Annotated in this window: 24 protein-coding genes and 2 pseudogenes; 10 read left to right on the top strand and 16 right to left on the bottom strand. The window is 45.5% G+C overall.

Annotated elements, in window-relative coordinates; all coding sequences use genetic code 11:
- The first annotated feature begins 29 nt into the window (after positions 1-29).
- Positions 30-365 (top strand): hypothetical protein, encoded by a 336-nt coding sequence (locus MKY62_RS01270; RefSeq protein WP_021838043.1) that lies wholly within the window; start codon positions 30-32, stop codon positions 363-365.
- Positions 366-516: 151 nt separating this feature from the next.
- Here the strand turns inward: MKY62_RS01270 and MKY62_RS01265 are convergent, their stop codons facing one another.
- Together MKY62_RS01265 and MKY62_RS01260 are read right to left on the bottom strand one after the other, a co-directional pair.
- A complete protein-coding gene (locus MKY62_RS01265) occupies positions 517-777 on the bottom strand; it encodes a YiaA/YiaB family inner membrane protein (RefSeq protein WP_003178515.1) in 261 nt (86 codons plus the stop codon).
- 150 nt (positions 778-927) lie between these two features.
- Positions 928-2562, bottom strand: coding sequence for a Na/Pi cotransporter family protein (locus MKY62_RS01260; RefSeq protein ID WP_003178514.1), 1635 nt, complete (start codon positions 2560-2562; stop codon positions 928-930).
- Positions 2563-2799: 237 nt separating this feature from the next.
- Between MKY62_RS01260 and MKY62_RS01255 the strand changes: the two genes are divergently transcribed.
- Positions 2800-3306, top strand: a complete 507-nt coding sequence (locus tag MKY62_RS01255) for a DUF1648 domain-containing protein (protein ID WP_003178512.1) — start codon at positions 2800-2802, stop codon at positions 3304-3306.
- 354 nt (positions 3307-3660) lie between these two features.
- Here the strand turns inward: MKY62_RS01255 and MKY62_RS01250 are convergent, their stop codons facing one another.
- Complete coding sequence (locus MKY62_RS01250) at positions 3661-4533, bottom strand: SDR family oxidoreductase (protein WP_003178510.1); 873 nt, start codon at positions 4531-4533, stop codon at positions 3661-3663.
- Between the two features lie 167 nt (positions 4534-4700).
- Between MKY62_RS01250 and MKY62_RS01245 the strand changes: the two genes are divergently transcribed.
- On the top strand, positions 4701-5474 hold the full coding sequence (locus MKY62_RS01245) for a class I SAM-dependent methyltransferase (RefSeq protein WP_003178508.1): 774 nt from the start codon (positions 4701-4703) through the stop codon (positions 5472-5474).
- A gap of 24 nt (positions 5475-5498) precedes the next feature.
- On the opposite strand, the gene MKY62_RS01240 is transcribed toward MKY62_RS01245, so the two are convergent.
- The gene (locus MKY62_RS01240) at positions 5499-6782 is read right to left on the bottom strand and encodes an MFS transporter (RefSeq protein WP_003178506.1); all 1284 of its coding nucleotides are present in this window, start codon (positions 6780-6782) and stop codon (positions 5499-5501) included.
- A gap of 231 nt (positions 6783-7013) precedes the next feature.
- Positions 7014-7188 (bottom strand): annotated as a pseudogene (locus MKY62_RS01235) (O-methyltransferase); the annotation flags it as partial.
- Between the two features lie 320 nt (positions 7189-7508).
- Here MKY62_RS01235 and MKY62_RS01230 point away from each other — a divergent pair.
- Both MKY62_RS01230 and MKY62_RS01225 read left to right on the top strand, forming a co-directional pair.
- Entirely contained in the window at positions 7509-9554 is a 2046-nt protein-coding gene (locus MKY62_RS01230; RefSeq protein ID WP_003178504.1) for a thioredoxin domain-containing protein, read from the top strand.
- A 57-nt stretch (positions 9555-9611) separates the two neighbouring features.
- Positions 9612-9878: a hypothetical protein gene (locus MKY62_RS01225; RefSeq protein ID WP_003178502.1), complete on the top strand. Its 267-nt coding sequence runs from the start codon at positions 9612-9614 to the stop codon at positions 9876-9878.
- Between the two features lie 120 nt (positions 9879-9998).
- On the opposite strand, the gene MKY62_RS01220 is transcribed toward MKY62_RS01225, so the two are convergent.
- The 4 genes from MKY62_RS01220 to MKY62_RS01205 all read right to left on the bottom strand — a co-directional run bounded on the left by MKY62_RS01220 (position 9999) and on the right by MKY62_RS01205 (position 12953).
- Entirely contained in the window at positions 9999-10190 is a 192-nt protein-coding gene (locus MKY62_RS01220; RefSeq protein ID WP_003178500.1) for a YbxH family protein, read from the bottom strand.
- Positions 10191-10206: 16 nt separating this feature from the next.
- A complete protein-coding gene (locus tag MKY62_RS01215) occupies positions 10207-10455 on the bottom strand; it encodes a hypothetical protein (RefSeq protein WP_003178498.1) in 249 nt (82 codons plus the stop codon).
- A 70-nt stretch (positions 10456-10525) separates the two neighbouring features.
- Positions 10526-11752, bottom strand: a complete 1227-nt coding sequence (locus MKY62_RS01210) for an MFS transporter (protein ID WP_009330322.1) — start codon at positions 11750-11752, stop codon at positions 10526-10528.
- Positions 11736-12953, bottom strand: coding sequence for an ATP-grasp domain-containing protein (locus tag MKY62_RS01205; protein ID WP_003178495.1), 1218 nt, complete (start codon positions 12951-12953; stop codon positions 11736-11738). The genes MKY62_RS01210 and MKY62_RS01205 overlap by 17 nt, the downstream gene beginning before the upstream one ends.
- Positions 12954-13075: 122 nt before the next feature.
- Between MKY62_RS01205 and MKY62_RS01200 the strand changes: the two genes are divergently transcribed.
- The 5 genes and pseudogenes from MKY62_RS01200 to MKY62_RS01180 all read left to right on the top strand — a co-directional run bounded on the left by MKY62_RS01200 (position 13076) and on the right by MKY62_RS01180 (position 19228).
- The gene (locus tag MKY62_RS01200) at positions 13076-13972 is read left to right on the top strand and encodes a LysR family transcriptional regulator (RefSeq protein WP_003178493.1); all 897 of its coding nucleotides are present in this window, start codon (positions 13076-13078) and stop codon (positions 13970-13972) included.
- Between the two features lie 503 nt (positions 13973-14475).
- Positions 14476-16090 (top strand): annotated as a pseudogene (locus tag MKY62_RS01195) (sensor histidine kinase).
- Entirely contained in the window at positions 16083-16763 is a 681-nt protein-coding gene (locus MKY62_RS01190) for a response regulator (protein WP_003178489.1), read from the top strand. The pseudogene MKY62_RS01195 and the gene MKY62_RS01190 overlap by 8 nt, the downstream one beginning before the upstream one ends.
- 2 nt (positions 16764-16765) lie before the next feature.
- Positions 16766-17725, top strand: a complete 960-nt coding sequence (locus MKY62_RS01185; RefSeq protein ID WP_003178487.1) for a tripartite tricarboxylate transporter substrate binding protein — start codon at positions 16766-16768, stop codon at positions 17723-17725.
- Positions 17726-17929: 204 nt separating this feature from the next.
- The gene (locus MKY62_RS01180) at positions 17930-19228 is read left to right on the top strand and encodes a citrate:proton symporter (protein ID WP_003178484.1); all 1299 of its coding nucleotides are present in this window, start codon (positions 17930-17932) and stop codon (positions 19226-19228) included.
- Positions 19229-19611: 383 nt separating this feature from the next.
- Here the strand turns inward: MKY62_RS01180 and MKY62_RS01175 are convergent, their stop codons facing one another.
- The 7 genes from MKY62_RS01175 to MKY62_RS01145 form a co-directional block, all read right to left on the bottom strand.
- A complete protein-coding gene (locus tag MKY62_RS01175) occupies positions 19612-20982 on the bottom strand; it encodes an amino acid permease (RefSeq protein WP_003178482.1) in 1371 nt (456 codons plus the stop codon).
- A gap of 293 nt (positions 20983-21275) precedes the next feature.
- Entirely contained in the window at positions 21276-21995 is a 720-nt protein-coding gene (locus MKY62_RS01170; RefSeq protein ID WP_003178480.1) for a YjjG family noncanonical pyrimidine nucleotidase, read from the bottom strand.
- A gap of 22 nt (positions 21996-22017) precedes the next feature.
- Positions 22018-22965 (bottom strand): phosphotransferase, encoded by a 948-nt coding sequence (locus tag MKY62_RS01165; protein ID WP_003178478.1) that lies wholly within the window; start codon positions 22963-22965, stop codon positions 22018-22020.
- A gap of 63 nt (positions 22966-23028) precedes the next feature.
- Positions 23029-23898, bottom strand: coding sequence for an aminoglycoside 6-adenylyltransferase (locus MKY62_RS01160; RefSeq protein ID WP_003178476.1), 870 nt, complete (start codon positions 23896-23898; stop codon positions 23029-23031).
- A 108-nt stretch (positions 23899-24006) separates the two neighbouring features.
- The gene (locus MKY62_RS01155; RefSeq protein ID WP_003178473.1) at positions 24007-24531 is read right to left on the bottom strand and encodes an SRPBCC domain-containing protein; all 525 of its coding nucleotides are present in this window, start codon (positions 24529-24531) and stop codon (positions 24007-24009) included.
- Positions 24532-24605: 74 nt separating this feature from the next.
- Positions 24606-25025, bottom strand: a complete 420-nt coding sequence (locus tag MKY62_RS01150; protein ID WP_003178471.1) for a hypothetical protein — start codon at positions 25023-25025, stop codon at positions 24606-24608.
- Positions 25026-25098: 73 nt separating this feature from the next.
- A complete protein-coding gene (locus MKY62_RS01145; protein ID WP_003178469.1) occupies positions 25099-25743 on the bottom strand; it encodes a DsbA family oxidoreductase in 645 nt (214 codons plus the stop codon).
- Positions 25744-25817: the final 74 nt, after the last annotated feature.

Raw genomic sequence — 25817 nt, 5'->3', positions numbered from 1 at the left:
TTCAAACTAAATAAGAAGGAGACCAAGACATGCAAACAGACAAACAACTATTCGAAGAAACAAAACAAACCGCTGAAACTCTATTGTTATCGAAAGCTGAAAACGATGAAGAGCTGATGGCATACCTCGAAAAACAAGATTTATCCACGTTAAACCGGCTGAAAGTTTATTTTTCAGGTCCTACGCTAAAACAGCCACGTGATCAAAGCTTCGCTCGCCAGTTCCATATTCGCCTCCATTGTAACTACTGTATGTTCGGGTCAAGCCAATTCCATTTTACCCGACGTTTCAAAAGGTTATTTTCCGGCTTTGTTATCGATATTACTTATCATGAGCTCCATCTGGGTGTTCGGCACGATCACTAAATCTCAAAGAAACAAAGAACAAAACTTTTTACACTTTAGAAAAAAAACGAACCATACAAAAATTATTGGAATGATTGATTTCGTTTTGGAAAATAAATATAAAAGTATTTCAAATTAAAAAAAAGCATCCCTAAAGATGCTTTTTTTATGCTTACTCGCCGCTAGACAAATTCTGTCTTCTCTCCTGCTCCGCAATGATTTCATTGTCCTCGGCATTGTCTCTCGTCACTTTCTGGGTCAAAATCGCGCCGACCGCCACTAAAATCATCACGGCTATGTAATAGCCTTTTTCATTGAGCTGCAGATTGTCCGCATTGTATAGCCCGATACCAAATAAAAAGACTCCCGCGAAAAATGTGAAATATGACATAACCGTAAAGGCCGTTGTGTTTCTTCTTCTGTATTTATGCATCTTAATACCTCCTAAAGAATAAAACCATTATACTTGATTTACGTCTCCAGAAGAAGAATGTTCTTCCTTTTTGCTCACAATTTAGTAAATATGTAACACCTTGATAAAAAAGGCCCACAAAATAAAAAACCGGGAATGACTCCCGGTTTTTTAATGCTTTTCTTCGCCTAAAACAGCTTCAGCAATATTGACGGCATGGTCGCCGATCCTTTCCAGGTTGCTGGTGATATCGACGAAGATCACGCCGGCTTGTCCGCTGCATAATCCGTCGTTTAAGCGAAGAATGTGCTTTTTGCGAAGCTTGCGTTCCATTTTATCAATCTGATTTTCTTTTTCGACTACGCGTCTTGCGGCATCTTCGTTATTTTCCCCAAGAGCGGTGATGGACTCCTTAACAGTGGAAATGGTCAGGTCAAGCATTTCCGTTAAATCAGCCATTGCCGCTTCGGAAATTTTCACCCTGTTGGATTGCTGGTACTCACCAAGCTCAACCAAGTTTTCAAAGTGATCGCCGATTCTTTCAATGTCTCTGACAGTATCCATTAACATATGATGTTCTTCAGATTCTTGTTCAGAAAGCGTAGTGGCGGACAATTCGATCAAGTAATCGGTTATCTTCCTGTCCAAATTGTTGATCGCATCTTCTATTTGAAAAGCGCTTTGCGCATGTTTTGCCTGTTTTGTATTAAAAAACTCTTTTGTTTCCTCAAGTCCCTTTACCGCAAATTCACCCATGCGCAATACTTCTTCTTTCGCCTGTCCCAGCGCAATTGAAGGAGACTGCTGAATGAACAGCGGATCAAGATGTGTTGCTTTATAGTCCACAACCGAATCTTTGCCTGGAATCAGCTTCGTAACGATCAAAGCCAATATGCCGACAAACGGAAGCTGAATCAGCGTATTCGACGTATTAAAGATCCCGTGGGCAAACGCAATCACCATCTTAGGGTCCAGCCCTAAAGAGGATTGAAGCATTAAAATCAAAGCTGTGAACGGCTTCAGCAAGATCAGGAAAATCGCTGTTCCAATCAGGTTGAACAATACGTGAACGGCCGCGGCCCGTTTGGCTGCCACTGAGGCGCCAAGAGATGCCAGTACAGCGGTAATCGTCGTACCGATATTGTCTCCGAATAATACAGGCAGAGCGCCGTTTAGATCTATTAATGAATCGGCAAACAGCCCTTGCAGGATCCCGATCGTTGCACTTGAGCTTTGGACGAGAACGGTGAAAAGGGTGCCGACGAGCACGCCGAGAATAGGATTCGCACTCATGCTGACTGTTAAATCATGAAAAGCTTCAACCGTCCGGAGCGGCTTCATCCCGCTGCTCATTAATTCCAAGCCGTAGAAAAGCGCACCAAATCCAAACAGAATTTGTCCGATGTTCTGAAATTTTTTGCTCTTTAAGAAAAACAGCAAAAATGAACCAATGGCGATGATCGGAAGCGCATATGCCCCAACGTCAAAGCCGATAATAAAGGCTGTGGCCGTCGTTCCGATGTTCGCACCCATAATGACGCCGATCGCCTGGCGGAGGGTCATAAAGCCGGCGCTGACAAGACCGACAGTGATAACGGTCGTGCCGGAACTGCTTTGAATTAAAACCGTGACAATCATACCTGCCAAAACACCCATCAGAGGGTTGCTTGTAAAACGATCTAATATGTCTCTCAGCTTATCTCCGGCTGATTTTTGAAGTCCTTCTCCCATAAACTTAATACCGAGAAGAAAGATCCCGAGACCTCCAATGAATTCAAAAAGCAATTTCTGCACATCTATTTCCAAAGTCGTGCCCCCCTAATTCGACATAAATCTACAAACCAAACACTATGATTATGATGGAGATTAAAGCCTATGTAAACGATTCAAATCGAAAATTTACAATAACTTAACATTGCCGGCTGATGATTTACATTCCCTTAACATTGCCTGGACTCACCGCAAATATACCCCATTCCAGCTGGCGAAAATCCCGAACTTTTTCATAGGTCAAACCGTATTTAAAACTAAGGAGGGGTACATATGCAGAACAGAGCCGACGGTTCTAAGATCAACATTCAAAAGACAAAAGGGGAACGGGTTTGGAACGCATTTGGCTATTTCTTTTACCTGGGATCGATCATTCTATTGGCCGCTGTCTGGGGATCGCTCCCCGAAAAGGTGCCTGCACATTACAACGCACTCGGTGAAGTGGATCGCTGGGGGTCAAAATGGGAGCTTTTCATATTGCCGGGAATCGGATTAATTATCCTTCTGTTCATGCAGTTCCTAGAAAAGCACCCTGAGATTCACAATCATCCAAAGCGCCTGAATGAAACAAACGCTGAACACTTCTACCTGCTCAGCCGAAAGTTGATCAACCGCTTAAAAAATGCATGCTTAATCATTTTTTCTCTCATATTAATTGAATCCGTGTCAATCGCTTTAGACTGGGGAAGCGGATTTGGCGGGTGGTTTCTTCCGATTGCCTTACTCGGCACTGTCATGCTTGTGGCCATAGGTTTAATACAGCAAAGGAAAATCAAATAACGGTCAGGTGCATATTTGTGAGTTTTAATAGTGAAACTGTCGCGGGGGATGATGGATGAGCCGCAATCCAAACAGAGGCTACTATCGAGGCTCTTTACAAGTTAATACACACTGCAAATTCATGCGCTGCCATCAGCTTTCAGTTTTTCTTCTCAAGCAGCCGCACATGCCTGTCTTTTTATTCCTTCATCATTAGCTCTGGAATTCAGTCGATATTTTACTTATTTTAATAAAAGTAACTTAGGCTATAAAGTATGTGCGGTGATTGTGGCGAGTCTTTTTTGATCTATCTTTTAAAAAAAGAGTGATGAACACTGTAATTCTGTTCATCACTCTTTCGAATCCTATTGATCATTATTTCGCTTCTGAGATTCTTGCAACGATTTGAGCCAATCCTTCTTTAATTGGCGTGAGCGGACGGCCGAGCACTTTTTCAAAATCATCGCTTTCGACTTCAAGTGTGCCTTCACGAATGCCTTTTTGGATATCGACAACCATCGGAATCAGAAAATCCGGCACACCCGCATTTTTCATGATATCGCGATAGGCAGCATCGTCAACATGCTGAACGGGAACTTCTTTGCCCAATACTTCCCCAAGGGCTGAAGCGATTTCTTCCTGAGTTAATAGTTTGCCTGAAAGTTCGTAAACGGTGTTTTCGTGGCCTTCGCCGGACAGAACCGCTGCCGCTGCATCCGCGTAATCCTGCTGCAGCGCCCAGCCCACTTTGCCATTCTCTGCTGATGTCACCCAAGGGGCTCCCGCCAAAACGCCTTGAATACTCGACATTTCATTTTCCAAGTACCAGTTATTGCGCAAGAAGGAGTATGGAATCCCCGTTTGCAAAATCGCTTCTTCAGTTGCTTTGTGAGTCGGCGCAAGGAAGTTTTTGCTTTCGCGGGCATTCGCAATGCTCGTATAAGCGATAAACCGAACTCCGGCGCGCTCTGCGGCAGCTACCGCATTGCCGTGCTGACGGATTCTCGTCTCATTGTCTCCATCGGCAGAGATAATCAGCAGACGGTCAATGCCTCGAAATGCGGATTCCAATGTTTCCGGGCGGTCAAAATCCCCGTGGCGCACATCGACCCCGCGCGCCCGCAGCGCTTCCGCTTTTTCCGGATTGCGCACGCTGACCGCCAGCTGATCCGCCGGTACAGTTTCCAGCAGCTTTTCCACAATTTTCGATCCTAATTTTCCGGTTGCCCCCGTTACTAGCATTTTCATATTCGAATTCCTCCTGAATGTTTTAATCTTGATCTGTAACAAATTTCGTTACACTTGATGTAACTATCATAATTACAAATAGGCTGCTTTGTCAACAGGAATGTCCTTTAACCTGGCTAAAACGTAATATGGTTTGTGGTATGATCATGTCAAAAGGAGGAAGTGATATGAGAAAAAACGCTGCCACTGAAGAAGCCATTCAAAGATGGAACCGGTTTGCAGATAGCTATGCTGCAAACCATACTGAACAAGGCGATATACATAAAGAAGTCTTTTTGAACCCCGTCATCTTTTCTCTCATTGAAACGGTGAAAAATCAAAAAGTGCTGGATGCCGGGTGCGGAGAAGGATATTTAAGCAGAATGCTGGCCGCCCGCGAAGCAGTTGTAACGGCGGTTGACTATTCGACAAGAATGCTTGAGATCGCCAAGGAAAGAACGCCGGACGGATTGCACATTCATTATCGGCACGGCAATTGTGAGGACTTGCATTTTTTAGATGAGCAAAGCTTTGATATCATCATATCGAATATGGTCATCCAAGACCTCGCAAATGATGAAAAAGCGTTTCAGGAAATGCACAGGTTATTAAAAGATGGAGGATGCTTTATTTTTTCAATATTACACCCTTGTTTCGTCACCCCGGAAAGCGGATGGGAAAGAACCAAAGACGGCCAAAAGCTCCATTGGAACGTTGATCGGTATTTTTACGAAGGCGCATATGAGCAGCCGCTGGGCGGCGAGGAGAAAATGTTTCTTTTTCACAGAACACTGACAAGCTATATCAATACGATCATCAAAGCCGGCTTTCAATTAGAAGCGGTCGAGGAACCGAGACCGTCAAAAGAGATGCTGAAAAAATACCCTTCATTTGAAGAAGATCTCAGGTGCCCCGATTTCATCGTTTTTAAATTAAGAAAGCCCGGCGGCGATGTCCGATAGGCCCCGAATCCGATAGACCTTTTCCTACCCTTTTTGAGTATTTGTTTTTCTTCGCGGCCAAATGACGGCTGGAATCAGAGCCAAGGATAACAGCCCGCCCGCCAAGGATAACACGGCATAGCTTGAATGAGCGACAACCATTCCGGAAAGAGCCCCGCCGGAAGCCCCCGCCAATGCGATCAAAACATCAAGCGTTCCCTGCACTTTCGCACGTGTTGAAGGCTCGGTCGAATCGATAATTTGTGCAGTTCCGCTGATTAATCCAAAGTTCCATCCCAATCCAAGCAGCGAAAGGGCAACGATCAATAAAACGAGCGAATCGCTGGGAGCCAGCGCCGCCACTGCACCAGCGAGCAGCAGGGTCACCCCTGAGGCGATGCTTATGGCTGTCCGGCCAATTTTATCAACAAGAATCCCTGTGACAAGTGACGGAAGATACATTGAACCGATATGAAAACCTATCACGATCCCGACATCTCCCAAGCTGTGTCCGTGGTGCTGCATATGAACGGGCGTCATGGTCATAATCGCAACCATCACAATTTGGGTAAGCACCATAACAGCGGCACCAATTGTAATCCCCTTTTGATCGTCCGAAGCACCGGCAGACTTCGATTCGTCTGCTAATTTATTTTCTTGTCTATAGGTTTCGATTTTTTTGGCGATCTCCAACGGATCCGGCCGAAGCAAAATATAAAGCACAAGCCCTGCCAGAATAAAAGCTGCCGCCGATAAAATAAACGGTCCCGCAAGTGGCGGAACGCCGATGATCGAAGCAAATTTCCCCATGACATCCACCAAATTGGGGCCCGCAACCGCTCCAAATGTTGTCATCACCATTGTGACGCTGATCGCTTTAGCCCGCTGCTTTTTATCAGCCAAGTCAGTGCCGGCATACCGCGCCTGCAAGTTTGTCGCTGTGCCCGCTCCGTAAATAAGCAGGGAAACGAACAACAATATGATGCTGTTGATCACGGCCGCAGCAACGACCCCGATTGCGCCGATCCCGCCGACCATAAAGCCGGCGGTTAAGCCCGTGCGGCGCCCGTAACGCTGAGAAAGTCTCCCGACGCCGAAAGCGGCTCCTGCCGATCCTAAAGTAAATAAGGCAGAAGGGACTCCTGAAAACGCATCCGTCCCAAGCATTTGCTTTGCTAACAGGGCGCCTACCGTAATCCCGGCAGCCAGCCCCGCACCGCCGAAAATCTGCGACAGACTCACGATGAATAATACTCTTTTGTACAATCTCTTTAATCGATCCGGAGAATCTATGTAACTCTCAACCGTTCGTTCAGAATACCCCGCCACCTCAACACCTTCTTATTTAAAATTTGTCCCCGCTTTCAATCACGGCGGTTCCTTTCGTTTATGAATAGTTTGAATTTTACTACAAAAGAACCTTTTGTCAATTTGCTAAGGGCATGTCCCCTTCAACATTTTATGAACTGAATTTATCATATTCCGATTTTAGATTGTGGCGGCATTGCGGGCATTAAAAAAACTAGTCACCGAATCAGTAACTAGTCAGATGATGTGCTTTTATTTCTTGACTTGCGACACGGTCAGTCCGTCACCGATCGGAATCAGCAGGGATTCTAATTGGGGTGGGCGGCGACGCCTTGATTGAATTTTTTCATTGATTCGGTATGTCGCTTCGGCATAGCATTATCGTCCGTGCACTACCGCATGCAAGTACGTTATCGGCAACGATTAACAACCAAAATGGCAAACAAGACGCTTCGGCGCGAGGGGTTCTTCTGCTTTTCTATTTCTCCGTCAATATATAGCCCCAATTTGTCTCATTCCTTTGTTTTGAATAATTTATAATCATACTTTAAATTCAAAACCTGAAGAAAGAGGGGCGAAAAATCTTAAGAATTAACTGAGCTCTTTTAATAACAGTTGGTCTGCTTCTCTTTCCATAAAATAAAATAGAAGAAGTTAACCTTAGAAACCTCTTCTTTTGATATTTGGTATATTAAATCATGTAAAGACAATAATGAATAAAAATTCGTTTATAAAGCAGGTGATCCCATGCCAACGAACAGATTAATCAACGAGAAGTCGCCATACCTACTCCAGCATGCACACAACCCCGTCGACTGGTACCCGTGGGGCGAAGAAGCCTTTGAAAAAGCAAAGCGCGAAAACAAGCCGGTACTTGTCAGCATCGGCTATTCGACTTGTCATTGGTGCCATGTCATGGCTCATGAAAGCTTCGAAGATGAAGAAGTTGCGAAGCTTCTGAATGAGAAATTCGTCTCCATTAAAGTGGACCGCGAGGAGCGGCCTGATGTGGATTCGATTTATATGACGATCTGCCAGATGATGACGGGGCAGGGCGGCTGGCCGCTGAATGTGTTTTTAACCCCTGATCAGAAGCCGTTTTATGCGGGTACATATTTTCCGAAGACGAGCCGTTTTAACCGTCCGGGGTTTGTTGAGGTGGTGAAGCAGCTTTCCGATACCTTCGCGAAAAACCGGGAGCATGTTGAAGATATTGCCGAAAAAGCGGCCAACAACCTGAGAATCAAAGCGAAAAGCGATGCCGGCGATTCGCTCGGCGAAGACATATTGAGGCGGACGTATCAGCAGCTGATCAACAGCTTTGATGCGGCGTACGGCGGTTTCGGCAGCGCGCCGAAATTTCCAATCCCCCATATGCTGACATTTCTGCTTCGCTATCATCAATACAGCGGCGAGGAGAACGCGCTGTACAGCGTGATGAAAACGTTGGACAGCATGGCGAACGGCGGCATTTACGACCATGTCGGCTACGGGTTTGCCCGCTATTCGACAGATGACGAATGGCTTGTTCCCCACTTTGAAAAAATGCTTTACGATAATGCTTTATTGCTGATCGCATATACTGAAGCCTATCAAATCACGAAAAACGAACGGTATAAACAGATTTCCGAGCAGATCATCACATTTGTCCGCCGCGAAATGACCGATGAGAAAGGCGCTTTTTATTCAGCGCTTGATGCCGACACGGAAGGCGTAGAGGGCAAATATTATGTGTGGTCAAAAGAAGAAGTCCTTGAAACGCTTGGAGATGAACTTGGCGAATTGTATTGCGCGGTCTACAACATCACGCAAGAAGGGAATTTTGAAGGCCATAATATTCCAAACTTGATCTACACCAGGCTGGAAGACATCAAGGATGAATTCGCGCTGACAGATGAAGAGCTTCAGAACAAGCTTGAAGAAGCGAGAACAAAGCTTTTTGAAAAACGTCAGGAAAGAACGTATCCTCATGTCGACGATAAAGTGCTGACTTCTTGGAACGCTCTGATGATCGCGGGTCTTGCCAAAGCGGCGAAAGTCTACAATGCGCCCGAATACCTGGAGATGGCGCGAGCTGCAGCCGAGTTTATCGAGAATAAATTGATTCAAGACGGTCGCATCATGGTCCGCTACCGTGACGGCGAGGTGAAAAATAAAGGATTTATCGATGACTACGCCTTCCTGCTGTGGGCCTACATCGAATTGTATGAAGCATCACTTGATTTAACCGATTTGCGAAAAGCCAAAAAGCTCGAAGCAGACATGAAGGGGCTGTTCTGGGATGAAGAGCACGGCGGTTTTTATTTTACGGGAAGCGATGCCGAGGCTTTGATCGTGCGGGATAAAGAAGTATACGACGGCGCCCTCCCGTCCGGAAACGGCGTCCTGGCCGTGCAGCTGTCCCGGCTGGGCAGGCTGACTGGCGACTTGTCGCTCCATGATCAAGCGGCAAAAATGTTTGCTGCCTTCCATGGAGACGTCTCTGCTTATCCGAGCGGCCATACAAACTTTCTCCAAGGTTTGCTGAGCCAATTCATGCCGCAAAAGGAAATCGTTGTGCTCGGAAAACGGAATGATCCGGACAGACAGAAGATCGTAAGCGCTTTGCAGCAGGCCTTCCAGCCGAATTATGCCGTCCTCGCCGCAGAATCGCCTGACGATTTCAAAGGGATTGCCGACTTTGCGGCCGAATACAAAGCAGTCGATAACAAAACGACTGTCTATATTTGTGAAAATTTCGCCTGCAGGCAGCCGACGACGAATATAGACGAAGCGCTCGATCAGCTGGTTTAACCGGCGGCAATCATGGGAATAACATTTGCAAACACCTAATCGAAAGGGGTTATGACCATGAAGCAAAAGAATCTGATCTCAGGTCTCGCCGTTGTCGCCGGAGTCACCGCATATATGCTCAAAGACGAAACAAACAGACAAAAACTGAAATCGTACTTGCAAAACGTCAAAGAAAAGATCCCTTACTTTTCGGAAAAACACAACGTAGATTCATTCCCGGTTGAAAAAGCAGGACACCCGTCTCCGCATGATATCGAAGATAACAAAATGGTATCGGAAGGATCCATGTACCCTGTTCAATACTACGACGAAAAGAAAAAATAGCGATGCATGAGCTGTCATATTTATGGCAGCTTTTCTGCTGCCGTTCTAAAAAACTGCAAGCGGATTATAGATATAAAAATCCAAAAATAAAAGCCGCCCGGTCGGCAGCCTCTTCAAGCCTTATATTTTATTTTCATAACAATAATGATTGACAAGCTCTTCAATTAAATCATGCTCTGGAAACTCCCCGTGAAACTCAAAGGGAATCTCCTCGACAAACCGGCCGCGCCGGTATACATGGATCGCACCGTTTTGTCTGGTCACGCTGTATTCCGGTTCAAACGTGTATCCGTTCCGCTCTATTGCACCCATTGATCATTCCCGCCTTTCAAAACAGCAGTTCATACACTTCGTTTAATTCTCTTGTCCGTTTATGGTCCTGTTCATTCAGCGCATATTTCATCTCATGTTCAAGCACTTGATTCAGAAATTCCATTTCCCGCTCCTCCAAGTGCTCGACAAACTCTTCCTCATTGGCATATCGCCCGGAAACGATTTTTCTGTAAATGTTTTGTCCTATGCCGTGTTCAAGGTGATTCGACAGTGACTCACGGAGGTAGCCCAATGTTGTGTCCATGATTCATACTCCTTTTTTACCTTTTAGGTTGGGTAATTCTTAATGATTCATGCATAAGCGGCCTAAATTTTCAATAAGAAAAAGGCGATACACCATAATGCTGTGCAGATAAAAACTTTCTCCTTCCCACATGGTAAGCGCCTAAAGCCAAAAAGACTGAACACGCAGCAATAAGAAAGACGGCTTTTCCCCCGTACAAGGCAAGCATCATCCCCCCCAGCCAAGGCCCTAAAAACTCACCGATGTTGTATAAGTTTTGCATGCCGTAATACGCGCCCTTCATATGATCCGGAGCCAGCTCGTCCAAAAGGACATTCATTGAAGGAAAACATAAAATTTCGCCGATTGTCAGAACAAACATCGAAAGCATAAAAACAATCCAGCCATTTGCGATAGAAAAACCGATATTCCCCAAAATGCAAAAAACGGTTCCAATTGATATTGTTGTTAAGGATTTATACCTCTCAAATAAACGGGTGAGCGGCACTTGTAAAAGGATGACCGTCACCGCGTTTAACGTGATTAAAGTCGAAAATATTTTAACTCCGTTTGCAAAGTCGTTATTTAAATACTGCAGCAAAGTGCTTTCCATTTGCGAATAGCTGAACAAAAAAAGGATGCCGCCGGCTATGTATAATCGAAGAGCCTTGTCTTGCTTTAACGTCTTCAAAACTGAACCTGCCTGGACTTTTTCAGGAGCGATTTTTGTCTCTTTCACCGTGGTCAGCCGAATCATCATCAAGCTCAAAAGTATGGCATAGCCAAAATAGACCAGCCCTGTGATGATAAACGGCGTTCCGGTTTTGGCAAGACCAAAATAAGCGCCCAGTAAAGGGCCGACAGCAGCTCCAACATTGATGGCCAAATACCGCAAAGAGAAAATGCGGAATCTCATCTCCCGTTCTGATAACTCAGCCATCAAAGCCTTTGACACAGGTTCAAAACACGAATGGCAAAGCCCGCTTAAAATATTCAGCAATAAAAACCACATGAAATCATGAACAAGTCCAAAAAGAATGAATACAAAGCTCCAGATGAAAATGGATGAAAGCATCACTTTTTTTCTGCCGATTTTATCTGAAAGCGCTCCTCCGACTACCCCTCCTACAGTGCTTGAAAAATAGCCTAAACCGATGACAAGCCCGATGGTTCCAAAATCGGCTCCCGTTTTCATATGGAGATAGAGCGCCAAAAACGGGGTTGTCATCGACTTAGCCGCCTTCGTGACAAGCGTGCCTATCAGCAAAAATCGGATCAACGGATGAAGGCGGCTGAATGCTTTAAATTGCGCAAACATCCGAATTCTTTTCCCATACGGTATGATCATGGAACCACGTTGCAAGCCGGCTGATACGGCCTCTCAATTCGGCTTCTGTGCGTCCGATAATTAAACAGCTTGCAATTGCGTCTACACTGGAAGACGAGCCGTGGAACCTGTCTCCGGCTTGAGCGGATATATTTTGTTTCGCTATCCAGTCTGCGGCTGGCGCAGGCTTGATTTCTTTCAGCACGCCGTCTTTCGGCGGAATCAACAGCCAGCCGCTTAGGCGGTCCGGATTGTTGTCCACCTCCGGTATATGAAATTCCAGGCCGCATTGCGCTTTAACACACACTTCATTGATATCAAAACCGAAAGTCTGCGCAGTTGCTTCACGGACCATAGCGCCGCCGGTTCTACTGGCCACTTCACAAAACACCAGTTCATCATCTGGTGTATGAAACACTTCAGCATGGAATGTTGTGGTATTCGGAACAGGAAGGGCAGCAAGCGCTTTTTGAACAAAATCAGTCAACCGCCGGGTAAGCGGATTTTTCAATTCAAGCTGGAGGCTGCCTAAAAACTGATGATCTTGAAACGCCAGACACCCGTTGATATAACGCGACGGCCAGCTGAGGACAATTTCTTCATCAAGGATGAGGCCGTCTATATGATACATATCCCCTTCGATAAACGACTCAACTTCCAGATGATCGGGAAGACCTTTCGCAAGAAAATTCCACACGTCCTGCCGATTCCTTAAAACGGTTGTATCAACAGACCCCGATCCGTAAATAGGCTTAACGACCACAGGAAAACCGAAAGTTTGAACAAACTTATATAAGTCGGCCGCCGAGTCGATTTTCTTAAAATCTGGAACCTTCACACCGGCTTTTCTTACTTGCTCTTTCATTAATATTTTGTTGCGGAACAGCAGAGCACTTTTGTAAGACTGCCCTTTTATCCCCAAAAGCGACCTCAGCTTCCCCGCCCTCAGCATATCAAATTCCGAGGATGCAATAATCGTTTTAAAGTGATACGTTTCATTCAGCTCCAAAGCGCGCATTTCGATGCATCCATTAACCGGATAATCGTCAAATGCTTCGATCACATCATAATTCCTGCATTCATCCGCACGATCGGTTGAGGTCAGCATCGCCACCGGTTCATCCAGTCCCTTCAGCCATACATCATACGGAGACTTGCTATAAGCTGTTTTATTTAAGATAAGCGTACTCATAACAATTTCTCCTTTCTTGTAATACATGTTTTTCAACTTTATAATAGTAAAAGTATTTAGATAACTCTAATATATCTTTATCTAGTATTAATAACTTTTATTTATAAATAGAGGTGTGAAATATGAATCTCCATGCACTGCGATTGTTCTATTCGGTCGCTGAAACAGGCAGTGTCACTCAAGCCGCCAAACAGTTAAGTATCAGCCAGCCCGCCGTCACCTCGCAAATTAAGAAATTAGAACGCGAGATCGACTGCACCTTATTCGTTCCTAAAGGCAGAGGGATCCTGCTGACACAGTCCGGCGCAGAGCTTGCAAAACAGGCCAAGCGGCTGTTTTCACTTGAAAAAGAAATTGAATCGTACGTGGAGCAGTTAAGGGAAGGGTCAATTGGAAAACTGCGTATTGCCTCCACCTTCCTCCCCGCCAATTATTTGCTGCCAAGATGGCTCAGCCGATTTAAACAGCAATTTCCGAAAACGGAAGTTGAAATCACGACAACGAATTTTCAAAAAGCTTGTGAACAGCTGATCAACTACGAAGCGGACATTGGCCTGATCGGCGGGACAACGGAATTCGGCCCCTTCTTAAAAGGAACGCTGCTTTTGGAAGATGACATGTTATTCGTAGTCAATCAAAAACATAAATTCGCCTCAAAACACGTGGCATTAGAGGAGATTGTAAAAGAACCTTTCGTCTTTCGCGAGGAAGGAAGTTTTTCGCGGGAAAAATTGATTTCGCTGTGCAACCTGCATAACGCGGGAAAACCAAATATGGGTGTACAAATAAACGGATTAAACGAAACAATCAGAACGGTTATGGAAGGATACGGTGTAACATTCGTATCCGCTCTTGAAGTAAACGAATATATCGCCCGCGGAGACATCGCAAAGGTTCATGTTGATAAAGCCGTAATAAAGAACCCGATTTCGCTATGTGTAAGGACGGAAGACCATCTATCTCCATCTGCCCTTAACTTTATTCAAATGATCGATTCGACCGATGAATATCCTCTATAACGGACGTCATCTCGATTTCCATTAAATGGGTTCTTTACAAAGCTCGACCGGCTGTGGAACGCCGTAAACTGCCGGGGGTTGTACTGTTGAATATTATTGAGCGCATGTTTGGTAAGGTGTTTTAGTAGTCAACAGCAGCAGACGGGCCGTCTCAATGTGTGAATCAATGGTTTTTCAATTTATGACAACAACACAAGGAGCCAGCAGCTATTCTCGGGGCGGTGTTCGCGAGGACAGCTGCTTCCTTCAATCGTCATGCGAAGCTCCGTCTTGTGGCCGGAGGCAGACTTTCTTCTGGATTTAGACCTATATGTGGAATAAAACCGGATCCCAGCTTAAGAAACTAACAGCACACTGTCCTACGCCTGATCCTGCATTATGAAATCATCACTTATAAGATATACTTGGGCTTTTTCGTTATCTTGCAAAGGATATTTTTAAAAATGCCAAAATTTCCGAATAAAAAGTGGTATGATTTTTGGTAGAAAGGACGGCTGGTGCCTGTGGTCAAAAAACGGGTCAATTTTTCTCTGCAAACAAAAATTATGGGCTTGATTGCAGCACTGCTTATCTTAGTAATCGGCTTGCTGACAGTCACGTTTGCCGTTCAGCAAACAAAAGAAGGAAGAAAACAGTCCGAACAGCTTGCCGTTCAGACTGCAAAAACCATTTCTTATATGCCTCCGGTAAAAGAGCTCTTTCAAAAGAAGCGCGGGCATAAGGGAGAGGCGCAAGAGGTCATTGAACAAATGAAAGAACAGACCGGTGCCTATACTATTTATGTCCTCAACGAAAAGGGAGAGATCAAAATCGCCTCGGAAAAGAGAGGTCAAACGAAGCTGACAAGAAGCAGAAAAATCTTGTTCGGCGGCTCTCACATCTCTGAAACAAAAAACGATGGCCGCATGGTGATCAGAGGAAGTGCGCCGATTATCCAGGAACAAAGTGGTTACAGCAAGGTCATCGGCAGTGTGTCTGTTGATTTTCTGTTAAACGAGACAGAACAACGTATTAAAGAGAATGTGAGAAAATTGAGCTTCATGGCTGTTCTCGTTTTGCTCATAGGATTTGCGGGTGCCGCCGCTCTTGCCAAAAGCATTAGAAAAGATACGCTTGGCCTTGAACCCCAAGAGATTGCATCTCTTTACCGTGAACGAAATGCGATGCTGCGTGCGATTAAAGAAGGGATCATTGCCACCAACCGTGAAGGAGTCGTCACAATGATGAACGTATCGGCAGCGGAAATGCTTAGGCTTCCCGAACCTGTGGTCAACCGGCCAATTGATGACATCCTGCCCGGAGCCGGAATAATGTCTGTCCTTCAGCAGCGGCAGATGTTGCTGAATCAGGAGGTCTGCGTCAACGATCAAGTGTTTATTTTAAATACAAAAATGATGCTCCAAAACGGTCAAACTTACGGAATTGTCGTAAGTTTCCGTCAAAAAACCGAGTTAAAAAGGCTCATTGACACGCTGACAGAGGTGCAAAAATACTCTGAAGATCTCCGCGCGCAAACACATGAATTCTCAAATAAGCTTTATGTGATCCTAGGCCTGCTTGAGCTAGGTGAGTATGAAGCAGCGATCGACCTGATTAAAGAGGAATACGCCATTCAAAATGAACAGCACGACATTTTATTCAAAAACATTCATTCTCAGCAGGTGCAGGCTATCCTGTTGGGCAAAATGGGAAAGGCTTCGGAGAAAAAAGTTAAGTTGTCCATTGATGAAAACAGCACGCTTGAGCCGCTTCCTGAGCATATCGGGATGTCTCATCTCATTACGATCATCGGGAATTTAATTGATAACGCTTTCGAAGCCGTAGCTGAGCAAAATGTGCGGCTTGTTTCATTTTTCATCACTGACATCGGCCGCGATATTGTCATAGAAGTGGCTGACACAGGATGCGGCGTAGCGCCTGATAAGATGAAAGCCATCTTTGAACGAGGATATTCTTCAAAGGGGATGAAGAGAGGCTACGGGCTGGCCAACGTAAAGGAATCTGTACGTGAACTTGGCGGTTGGATTGAAGTGGCCAATCAAAAAGGCGGCGGAGCGGTATTTACCGTTTTTATACCGAAGGAGAAGCAAACACGAGAGGGGGAATCCATTTGATTGATATCGTGATCGCGGAGGATGATTTCCGTGTAGCGCAAATTCATGAAAGATTGATCGAACAGCTTGATGGATTCAACATTATCGGTAAAGCGGCCAATGCCAAAGAAACAATGGAAATTCTCGAGGTCCGAAAGGCCGACTTGCTGCTGTTGGATATTTACATGCCGGATGAGATGGGCACAACATTGATTCCTGTCATTCGAAACCGGTTTCCGGAAGTGGATATCATGATCATCACAGCAGCAACCGAAACATGTCATTTACAGGAATCGCTCCGGGCGGGAATTGTGCACTATTTGATTAAGCCTGTGACTGCCGAAAAATTCAAACAGGTGCTGCTTCAATATAAGAAAAAAAGGCAAACACTGCTTTCTCAGCCACAGGTCAGCCAATCAATGATTGACCAAATCTTCGGAGACTTCTCCAGCGGATCCCGTCAGGCTGAGGATTTGCCGACAGGTATCAATTCGATTACACTGCAAAAAATCAGGGATGTTCTGCGAGACGCAGCTAAAGGAATGACAGCCGAAGAACTCGGTGAAAAAATGGGGGCTTCACGTACAACAGCCCGCCGCTATGCCGAATATCTCGTGTCAAAAGAAGAAGCGCGCGCTGAGCTGGAATACGGAATTATCGGCAGACCGGAGAGAAAATACTATTTGGCGGATGAATAAACATGAAGAACTTTGCGATTATAATGATTTGTCTATTGATCTTAATGTCGGGGGATGAAAGACAATCGTCCGCCCCGCGTCCCCCGGGAGGGCCGGTTGAAATCGTCGTACCCGCTGAGCCTTCGGGCGGCTGGGATTTAACGGCTCAGGCGATACAATCCGTCCTTAAACAAAAACAAGTGATAAAAAGCGAAGTGAAGATCGTCTATAAACCCGGAAGCGGCGGTGACAAAGGCTGGAAGTATATAAATAGCAGCGATACGTACACCATCGGCATGACATCCAGCTTAATGCTGAGCAATTACATTCTCGGACAGAGCAAACTGAAAACAGACGATTTCACCCCGCTGGCGATTCTTGCAAAAGAATGGCAGACGATCGCTCTTCCAAAAGGATCGGAAATAAAGAGCGGAAAGGATTTGCTGAATGAGATCAAAAAGAACCCCGGCAAGGTAAAAATCGGTTTTTCCCCCGGACTTGGCAATGATGACCAGCTGTCATTCGTCAGGGCGGCCGATATGTACGGAGTTGACCCTTTTAACATTCAATATTTACAGTATGAAAGCAGCGAAGAGCTCATTCAGGCGCTTATCAGACATGAAATTGACGCCGCATCGATGACTCTATCAGAAGCTAAAACATATGAAAGAAGCGGCAGCATCACACTTGGGGCTGTTACTTCAGACAAAAGGCTTCCCGCATATCCGCATGTACCGACGTGGAGAGAGCAGGGCATCCCGTTTGTATTTTCCCATTGGAGAGGTGTATTAGGCCCGAAAAATATGACCAAAGAAGAAATTTCCTACTGGGATCAAGTGTTTAAAAAGATCACATCCTCACCGGAATGGAAGCAGAAAATAAATGAACAGGAATGGGAAAGCTATTATTTAAACAGCAAGGAGACGCAACGATTCCTTGAGGAGCAATCAGCATTTTATCAAAACATCATGGCTGGGGATTAACCGGGTATTTCGCGTCTGCGGAATACTTTTTTTATGTATTTAAAAATGGTCAAAAAGAACAAAATGATTTTAAAAAATTAAAAATACATAAAAACCAAATTATTTACTTCAGAAAGTTCTTCTCATATGATGACAAAAAGGCAAGGCTTAGGGGGAACAGGAGAGAAAAAAATGTAAGCGGATTCATATGAGGGGGGAATAACTGTGTTAGCAATTTTAGGTTTTTTCATGATGCTTGTGTTTATGGTATTGATCATGACAAAACGGCTTTCTGTTCTGACGGCATTAGTCTTGACACCGATAGTGTTTGCGCTGATCGCCGGATTCGGATTCAGCGATGTCGGCGACATGATGATTTCGGGGATTCAGCAAGTCGCGCCAACCGCCGTTATGATTATGTTTGCAATTTTATATTTCGGGATTATGATTGATACTGGCCTGTTTGACCCAATGGTCACAAAAATATTAAAAATGGTCAAAGGCGATCCGTTAAAAATCGTCGTCGGCACTGCGGTGCTCACGATGCTGGTCGCATTGGACGGAGACGGATCAACAACATATATGATTACAACGAGCGCGATGCTCCCGCTCTATTTGCTGCTTGGCATCCGCCCGATTATATTAGCGGGAATCGCAGGAGTCGGCATGGGGATTATGAATACGATTCCATGGGGAGGCGCAACACCGCGGGCAGCGAGTGCGCTCGGGGTTGACCCGGCTGAATTGACCGGCCCGATGATACCTGTCATCGTAAGCGGCATGCTTTGTATGATCGGAGTTGCGTATATGCTCGGAAAAGCGGAGCGAAAACGCCTCGGCGTGATTGAACTCAAACATCCGGCTGGTGCCAATGAAACGGCCGCCGCTGCGGAGGATGAGTGGAAGCGTCCGAAGCTTTGGTGGTTCAACTTATTGTTGACGCTTTCATTGATAGGGCTTCTCATATCAGGAAAAGTAAGCTTGACCGTTCTGTTTATTATCGCGTTCTGCATCGCATTGATTGTCAATTATCCAAACCTCGATCATCAGAGACAGCGAATTTCGGCGCATTCGAGCAATGTATTGGCTATCGGTTCAATGATATTTGCCGCAGGGGTCTTTACCGGAATACTAACAGGCACAAAAATGGTAGATGAAATGGCGATTTCGCTTGCGTCTATGATTCCTGAACAAATGGGCGGCTTTATTCCGATGATAGTAGCCTTAACAAGCGGCATTTTCACTTTTCTGATGCCGAATGACGCTTATTTTTACGGAGTGCTCCCGATTTTATCAGAAACCGCTGTCGCATACGGTGTTAATAAGGTCGAAATTGCAAGAGCCTCCATCATCGGCCAGCCGATTCACATGCTGAGCCCGCTTGTGCCTTCAACACATTTGCTTGTTGGGCTTGTCGGGGTTTCCATCGACGATCATCAAAAATTTGCGATAAAGTGGGCGGTGCTCGCTGTCATCGTGATGACAGGATGCGCGCTTCTCATCGGATCCATATCAATTTATTGATGGTGTTGATCGCTTCAATGCCCTTATGAGGGCGATACACGTATCGCAGCATACCTTTTCACATAGCGGCCTTTTTAAGCTTGCAGAGACACTCCTGTTTTCTGCGGGCTTTTTCTTTTGGATAAAAAAGACCTCCCTTATACCTTTTCATAAGCCTTTACTGTGTGGCTTGGCTTCACTTGAAACACAACATCTTTCGGACCCGTTGTTTGAAATGGACCCCAGAGGCTCTCCGGAGCGGGCGGGTTTCCGCCCATCATTGGCGCCCGTATTGAAACACAGCCAAGCTTATAAAAAAAAGAACCAGGAGCTGGTTCTTGATCATAGCGCCTGAGAGGGCTGCCAATAACATCTCGACAGCCCCAAGCGCCTTAAAAATTTCATTATTTATTCCCATCAGCTGAGGCACGCTTGCCAATTCCAAACACATAATAGCTGGCGGCAACAACCGCAAGGAAAATAACCCCGACAATCAGAGACACGCGTGTGTCATTGTTGAACCACATGCCCACCAATACCATAAGAAGGAAACCAATCGTCAAATAGTTCGTCACTGGGGCGAAAGGCATTTTGAACGGATGTTTGTCAATTTCAGCTCCTTTTGCTTTTCTGAATCCGATATGGCTGAGCAGAATGACAAACCACGGAATCATCCCCGGGAGCACGCTCGCACTGTATACATACACAAAAATATTAGGCGGCGCAATATAATTTAAAACGACGCCGATTGCCAAACCGATCAAGACGGCAATCGTCCCGTATAACGGCACGCCATTTCTGGAAATCTTCGTAAAGAATTTTGGCGCTTGGCCGTTTACTCCCAATGTATAAAGCATGCGGCCCGCACTGAAAATTCCGCTGTTGCAGCCGGACATTGCCGCCGTCATGACGACGAAGTTAATAATGCCGGCTGCCGCCGTAATTCCGACTTTCGCAAAAGTGGATACAAACGGACTACCGATTGCATTCAGCTCATCCCAAGGATAGACTGTGACAATCACGAAGATGGCGCCAATATAGAAAATTAAAATACGCCAAATAATACTTTGGATCGCGTGTCTCAGCGTGTTTTGCGGATCTTTTGCCTCCCCCGCCGTAATTCCTATCAGTTCGACCCCTTGATAAGCGGCGATGACCAGCGACAGCGCAAAGAAGAATCCTGAGAATCCGCCTGTAAAGAAACCGCCGTGCGACCAAAGGTTTGAAAACCCGATCGCTTGTCCGCCGTTGCCGAATCCGAAGAAAATAATCCCGAACCCCGCTGCAATCATTAATACAATCGTAACGATTTTAATCATCGCAAACCAAAATTCAAACTCACCAAATGATTTAACAGAGACAAGGTTTGCTCCTCCGAGAATCGCCATTGCGATAATGCCCGGTATCCAAGCGGGAAGATCCGGAAACCAGTACTTCATGTACTCCCCGACGGCGATGATCTCGGACATCCCGACAATCACCCACTGAAACCAGTTGCTCCACGCGGTCATATATCCGGCCAACGGGTGTATATATTGATGGCCGAATGTCGCAAATGAACCGGTGCTTGGCTCTACATATAGCATTTCCCCCATTGCACGCATAATAAAAAAGATAAAAATTCCGCAAATGGCATAAGCAAGCAGGACGGAAGGTCCTGTCCACTTTATCGTGCTGGAAGATCCCATAAATAAACCGACGCCGATAGTGCCGCCAAGCGCAATCATTTGGATGTGGCGCGCGCCCAGGCCTCTCTTCAATTCTTTGTTCGCCACTTCTTTTCCTCCTCTTACACGGCTGATGTCACCCAAAAAACTATATGATGACAAAGCATCTTCATCGTATTAAGTAGTAATAAAAATCTGATAATTACAATTAGTATATATCTCAAAATTTACTTATTCCATCATAATAAACTCCTTCCAAAAATACAATTGTTTTTTCCAGGAGAACAAATTTTACTCTATCTATTTATTAAGAAACAACTATCCCAATATAAAGAATATTCTTATAATATCAAAAAGCAGTACGCATCTTGAATAACCAATCAAAATGCGCCCGTTTTTCCTTATAAACAATGGCCGGCGGCCGATTCTTTTTCAATGTTTAAAATATAATACAACTCATCAAGTTTTTGTATTTGATAGGTTGGTACAATACCAGTGTCATTTGCTATCATGCCCGGATTCATCCAGCATGTATCCAATCCGGCCAGCCGCCCCCCTTCTATGTCCGCTGTCAATGAATCCCCGATGATCAGCCCCTGATCGACAGAAAAATGAGGAATCCGTTCAAAAACGTAATCAAAGTATTCTTTCATCGGCTTTTGAAAACCGGTGTCTTCTGAAACAAAAATCCCTTTAAACATCGGGTACAATCCTGAAGCTTGCAGGCGCTTATACTGCGTTTTTGAAACACCGTTCGTCACGATATATAAATCATATTGATCCCGCAGGCTTTTGATTAATTCAAAAGCGCCGTCTATCAGCTGATGCCCTTCTTCAAGGAAGCTGCGATACTTCTTCTCAAGCAAAACGCCGTCAGCCTCAAGACCATATTCTTTGAATAAAAGGGAAAAGCGTGTGTTCACCACTTGGTCGCGGTCCATCTCCCCTTTTTCGAACACCCTCCATAAACCTTGATTGATTCGTTTATAATTCGCTTCTATTTCAGCTGTCAAACGAATTTGCTGCTCCTCAAAAAGCATTCGCAATGCTGACTTTTCTGCCGCACCGAAGTCTAATAGTGTATCATCCACATCAAAAAATAAAGTACGATAATTTTTCACGAGTGTTCCTCCGTTTAGCATTTTAGTAGCCGGTCTTGCTGTCTTTTATGGCTTCAAGCTCGTTTTTCAGCAAGCTCATCGTCTCTGCCTTTTCTTTCTCTGCCTGAATGTCAAACGCCAGCTGCTCTGTAAACTCCCATATGTCCTCCAGTCTTCGCCTGATCTGATAAAACCGCAAAGCGTTCTGATCGATTTCAAATCCTTTATGAGTCTCGCAGTAAACGCGCAAAAACTCTTGAGCATACGGCTGGTTAGCAAAGAACATCAGATCCGCTTCAACAGGGGCCAGTTTCAAGCCCTCCCAATCGATCAGAATCAATTCCCCGCCCGTTTTCATCAAATTCCAGCCATGAACATCTGTATGGCACAAAGCCAATCTTCTGCCGCTGCATTTCAAATCATCCGCCAGGGATAAGGCTGACTCCATCATATCGCGGATTGCTCCGCTGTAGGGTTGAATGAGTGTCGCCAGCTCACAAGGCAGGTGATCAAGCCATTGTGTCATCTCATCTAAAAACGAAATATCATATTTTTCTTTAATTCCTTCTGTCTTCACCGGGATCGTCTCATCATATCGGTGCAGCTCCGCTATGATTCCGGCGAGCTTCTCCACGCACCCTTTGCCGAGCGGCTGATCTCCAATGGTTTCACCGGCAATGTATTCATAAAGCATATACACCGCATCGTCATCTTCACACTTGTATTCTCCAGCTGTTGTCAAAAGCGGCACAGGCAGCCTCCCGTTGAGAGCGGTGTGATCCCCCAGCCACCCCAGAACAGGGATGTAATTATCGATTAAAGCTGCCCATTTCGCTGTCGATGCCCTATTTTTATCATACACTTTTAAAAAGAAAGCCGCTTCACCGTCGGTTACTTGATAAGCAAGTGCTGTCCACCCGCCTTGCTCGGGAGAAATGTTCACACTGTCGATTCCATAATGGTTCTGCAGCATTTTTTTAATACTGAACATTCCGTTCACCTCCGCAAAAAACGCACTCCCGGCTCACCTGCCGGGAGTGCGGCCATCATTTGATTAGTCAATTTCCTTTGCATCAGGTTTCAGCTGCTGAACGCGCCTCAGATACTGTCTGACTTTCTCCGCTTCTGCGAAGAGGTATTGTTCATTCAGATGTTCAGCAACTGCTGCTGCTGTCTCTTCAAACAGCTCCCACATCTTAAACAAACTGTTCCATACCCGCTTATAATCAGCTGGCGGATACGTCTCCAAAAGCCTTTCCCACGTATTTTGATCAACATAGCGATCCAAAAATTTTGCATTTTTACCTATGCTCAGCGAAAAGCCCGTTTCAAAGCCGACCTTCCATTCGAGCATTTTCAACAGCATGGCCCTGACGAGATTTAAATGATCGAGTGCATAAAGAATTTCCTGCCGCCACAAGCCTTTGGCCACATATGTCGATGTCCACCAAAATTCATTGCAGCAGTCGGCGAAGCATTGCGGGGACGGTTTTTGCACCCAATATTCCCGATCCGTCGGCGGCGGGATGACGGGCAGATCCTGATCCTTATCCAACAGGATCACGGTCAAGCCGTCTTCCCTGCTATATTCCAGCTTTTCTTCAAGCGGCACAAGAATCAAATCAATGCGGCTGCCGTCTGTAAATAACATCAAATACGAAAAGCGGTTGCCAAGCTCATTCGGAAACAGCTCCATCGCTTCCGGCGTCTGCATGATGATCCGCTCTCCAAAAACGTCCACCCAGCCCGGCTCATCGAGAAAAGACTGCATATCTGTTACAACATAGACAATATCATAATCGCGAAAAGGGTCCTTCGGGACGTTTGGGTTCGTCCGCGAGCCGTTCATGCCGACCGCTCTGACACGGCTGTCCTCCCGTGCGACCTTCAGCACCAAATCGATGATTTCCTGCTCTGTACGCATGTATATACCTCCTCTTTTTGATTGTTGTAGTAAATCTTGATGAGGAGGTCCGCGAATACACGGTTATATGAAATGCTCTAAAAACGTCATCGACATGTCCTCCTTCTTTTAGCGAATGGCTTTCAGGTAGTCTTCAAGGCGCTCCAGCTGTGAAGAAAAGCCTTCGACCATCCCCTTATCCAGCAGCTGTTGAAGCTCTTTCGGAGAAGAAAAATGTGAGCGTGTAATCAGTTTTGTCCCCACGTCGCGCTCTTGAAAATAAACCTCATTCAAAATCTCCGGCATGCCGGGAACAACATTCCCTTCCTCGTCTGTAAACATATCCGTGTACACGATCTTTTCCGGCGCCGCAATCTCTTGAAAAACAGCCTTGCCGCAAGATTTCCGGCCATAGAATTCGCCTTGGTTTTGATCTCTGCATTCCATACAGTAAAGCCATACGCCATCCGGCTGAAACTCAAACCTGCTGTTGGCAGTCTGCCATCCTTTCGGCCCCCACCAGCTTTCCAAATGCACTGACCCAGAAAAAGCCTTAAACACCAGCTCCCGTGGCGCCTCGAAACTCCGCTCCATGACCAGAGTTTTCCCTTCCGCTTTCGCTTGAACGCTGTGTACCGCTTTGTGATCGGACATCTTGATTCCTCCTTGATTGGATATCTAAATGAAACGGCGAAAAAAACCGTGAAAACCCTGTGCCAACAAGTGTTTTATTTGCGAATCTTGACCAGCTGCCGCTCCTCGAAATAAAACAGGCCGGCAATTTCATCGATGTATTTCTTTTTATCCAGCTTGACATGCTTGCCCAGCTGAAGGTTCTCTATATCAATGAAAAAGTCTAAGCGGTCGTCTTTTTCTTTGTCTTCCTCACCGTCCCAGCAAGAGTAAACTTCTATATCTTCACCCTCGGGAATATTTGAATTGATATAGCTGAATAGCGCCCTTATGTCATTTCCGGGTCTATGTAAACAGCCGGTTGCCTCATATACAAACGGCTTGCTGAGTTTTGTTTTGACCATTTCGTATCCTGGATCAAGCTTAACGATGCTAATCAAACCTTCTTCTGTTTGGTCTCGGAAGCTCCCCAGCGGAAGCTCCCGATCGGCTGCAATAAAATGATGAAGTGTCAACTGTCTTCCCTCTTCTTTCCTTTATAAAAAAGAACCCTATTAAAGGGTTCTTCAAATCGCTCATTTTTCCTGCTTAGCAGTTGTTTCCGTCAAGATCGCACTGCAAGCCGTCAACAGGTTTTTGTCTGCTTTCTTTTTCGATCGCCTGTTCAAACACTTCCTTCGCCGCGGCTCCGGCAATCCGCTCATTGCCGATGATAAAAGTCGGAACGGCCGTGATGCCGGCTTCTTCGTAAGCGTGTTGGAGCGCCTTCCGCTGCACGTCCTGATATGTTCTTGCGCTTAAAGCTTCTTTAAAAGCATGTTCATCCAGTCCGGCTTCTTTGGCCAGCGACGTTAATACGTCGATGTCGCCGATATCCTGCTCTTCCTGAAAAAACGCTTTGTAAACCCGGTCATTGTACGCTTTCCCTTTACCGTGTTCTTTTGCGAAGTGATAGCCTTCATGAGCCAGATCTGTATAAGGATGCGGAGAGACGTTCGGCAGCTTCATATTGACGCCCCAAGCCTCGATTCGCGGCTTAATGGCGCCGTCCCACATCGCCAATTTGGCCGGGTCGTTTAACGGATCAAGCTGCTCCGATGGGCGCGGCCTCAGTTCGAATGGCAGCCACTCGACTTCCACATCTTTGCCTTCGATCGCTTTTTCGAGCTGGTCTTTTCCGAGAAAACAGAATGGACAGACATAATCGGAATATACTTTAATATTTATTGTCATGTTTTTCTTCCTTTCTTGTCACCCAATCAACTATATGTAACAATAATAGTTACAATTATGTCATCTGTCAAACT

This window comes from Bacillus sp. FSL R7-0646, assembly GCF_037969865.1.
In the GTDB taxonomy this organism is placed as follows: Bacteria; Bacillota; Bacilli; order Bacillales; family Bacillaceae; genus Bacillus; species Bacillus licheniformis.
The sequence above is the reverse complement of the archived record's forward strand: the minus strand, read 5'-3'. Positions and strand labels throughout refer to the sequence as shown.

Bases quoted from the DNA above. Each gene is read 5' to 3' on its own strand.
- MKY62_RS01155 (WP_003178473.1), bottom strand. From the start codon at position 24,531: ATGTCCGATCACAAAGCGGTACACAGCGTTCAAGCGAAAGCGGAAGGG.
- MKY62_RS01145 (WP_003178469.1), bottom strand. From the start codon at position 25,743: ATGACAATAAATATTAAAGTATATTCCGATTATGTCTGTCCATTCTGT.
- MKY62_RS01245 (WP_003178508.1), top strand. From the start codon at position 4,701: ATGAGAAAAAACGCTGCCACTGAAGAAGCCATTCAAAGATGGAACCGG.
- MKY62_RS01255 (WP_003178512.1), top strand. From the start codon at position 2,800: ATGCAGAACAGAGCCGACGGTTCTAAGATCAACATTCAAAAGACAAAA.
- MKY62_RS01210 (WP_009330322.1), bottom strand. From the start codon at position 11,752: ATGTTTGCGCAATTTAAAGCATTCAGCCGCCTTCATCCGTTGATCCGA.
- MKY62_RS01215 (WP_003178498.1), bottom strand. From the start codon at position 10,455: ATGGACACAACATTGGGCTACCTCCGTGAGTCACTGTCGAATCACCTT.
- MKY62_RS01265 (WP_003178515.1), bottom strand. From the start codon at position 777: ATGCATAAATACAGAAGAAGAAACACAACGGCCTTTACGGTTATGTCA.
- MKY62_RS01205 (WP_003178495.1), bottom strand. From the start codon at position 12,953: ATGAGTACGCTTATCTTAAATAAAACAGCTTATAGCAAGTCTCCGTAT.
- MKY62_RS01225 (WP_003178502.1), top strand. From the start codon at position 9,612: ATGAAGCAAAAGAATCTGATCTCAGGTCTCGCCGTTGTCGCCGGAGTC.
- MKY62_RS01200 (WP_003178493.1), top strand. From the start codon at position 13,076: ATGAATCTCCATGCACTGCGATTGTTCTATTCGGTCGCTGAAACAGGC.
- MKY62_RS01250 (WP_003178510.1), bottom strand. From the start codon at position 4,533: ATGAAAATGCTAGTAACGGGGGCAACCGGAAAATTAGGATCGAAAATT.
- MKY62_RS01220 (WP_003178500.1), bottom strand. From the start codon at position 10,190: ATGGGTGCAATAGAGCGGAACGGATACACGTTTGAACCGGAATACAGC.
- MKY62_RS01160 (WP_003178476.1), bottom strand. From the start codon at position 23,898: ATGCGTACAGAGCAGGAAATCATCGATTTGGTGCTGAAGGTCGCACGG.
- MKY62_RS01165 (WP_003178478.1), bottom strand. From the start codon at position 22,965: ATGTTCAGTATTAAAAAAATGCTGCAGAACCATTATGGAATCGACAGT.
- MKY62_RS01185 (WP_003178487.1), top strand. From the start codon at position 16,766: ATGAAGAACTTTGCGATTATAATGATTTGTCTATTGATCTTAATGTCG.
- MKY62_RS01270 (WP_021838043.1), top strand. From the start codon at position 30: ATGCAAACAGACAAACAACTATTCGAAGAAACAAAACAAACCGCTGAA.
- MKY62_RS01230 (WP_003178504.1), top strand. From the start codon at position 7,509: ATGCCAACGAACAGATTAATCAACGAGAAGTCGCCATACCTACTCCAG.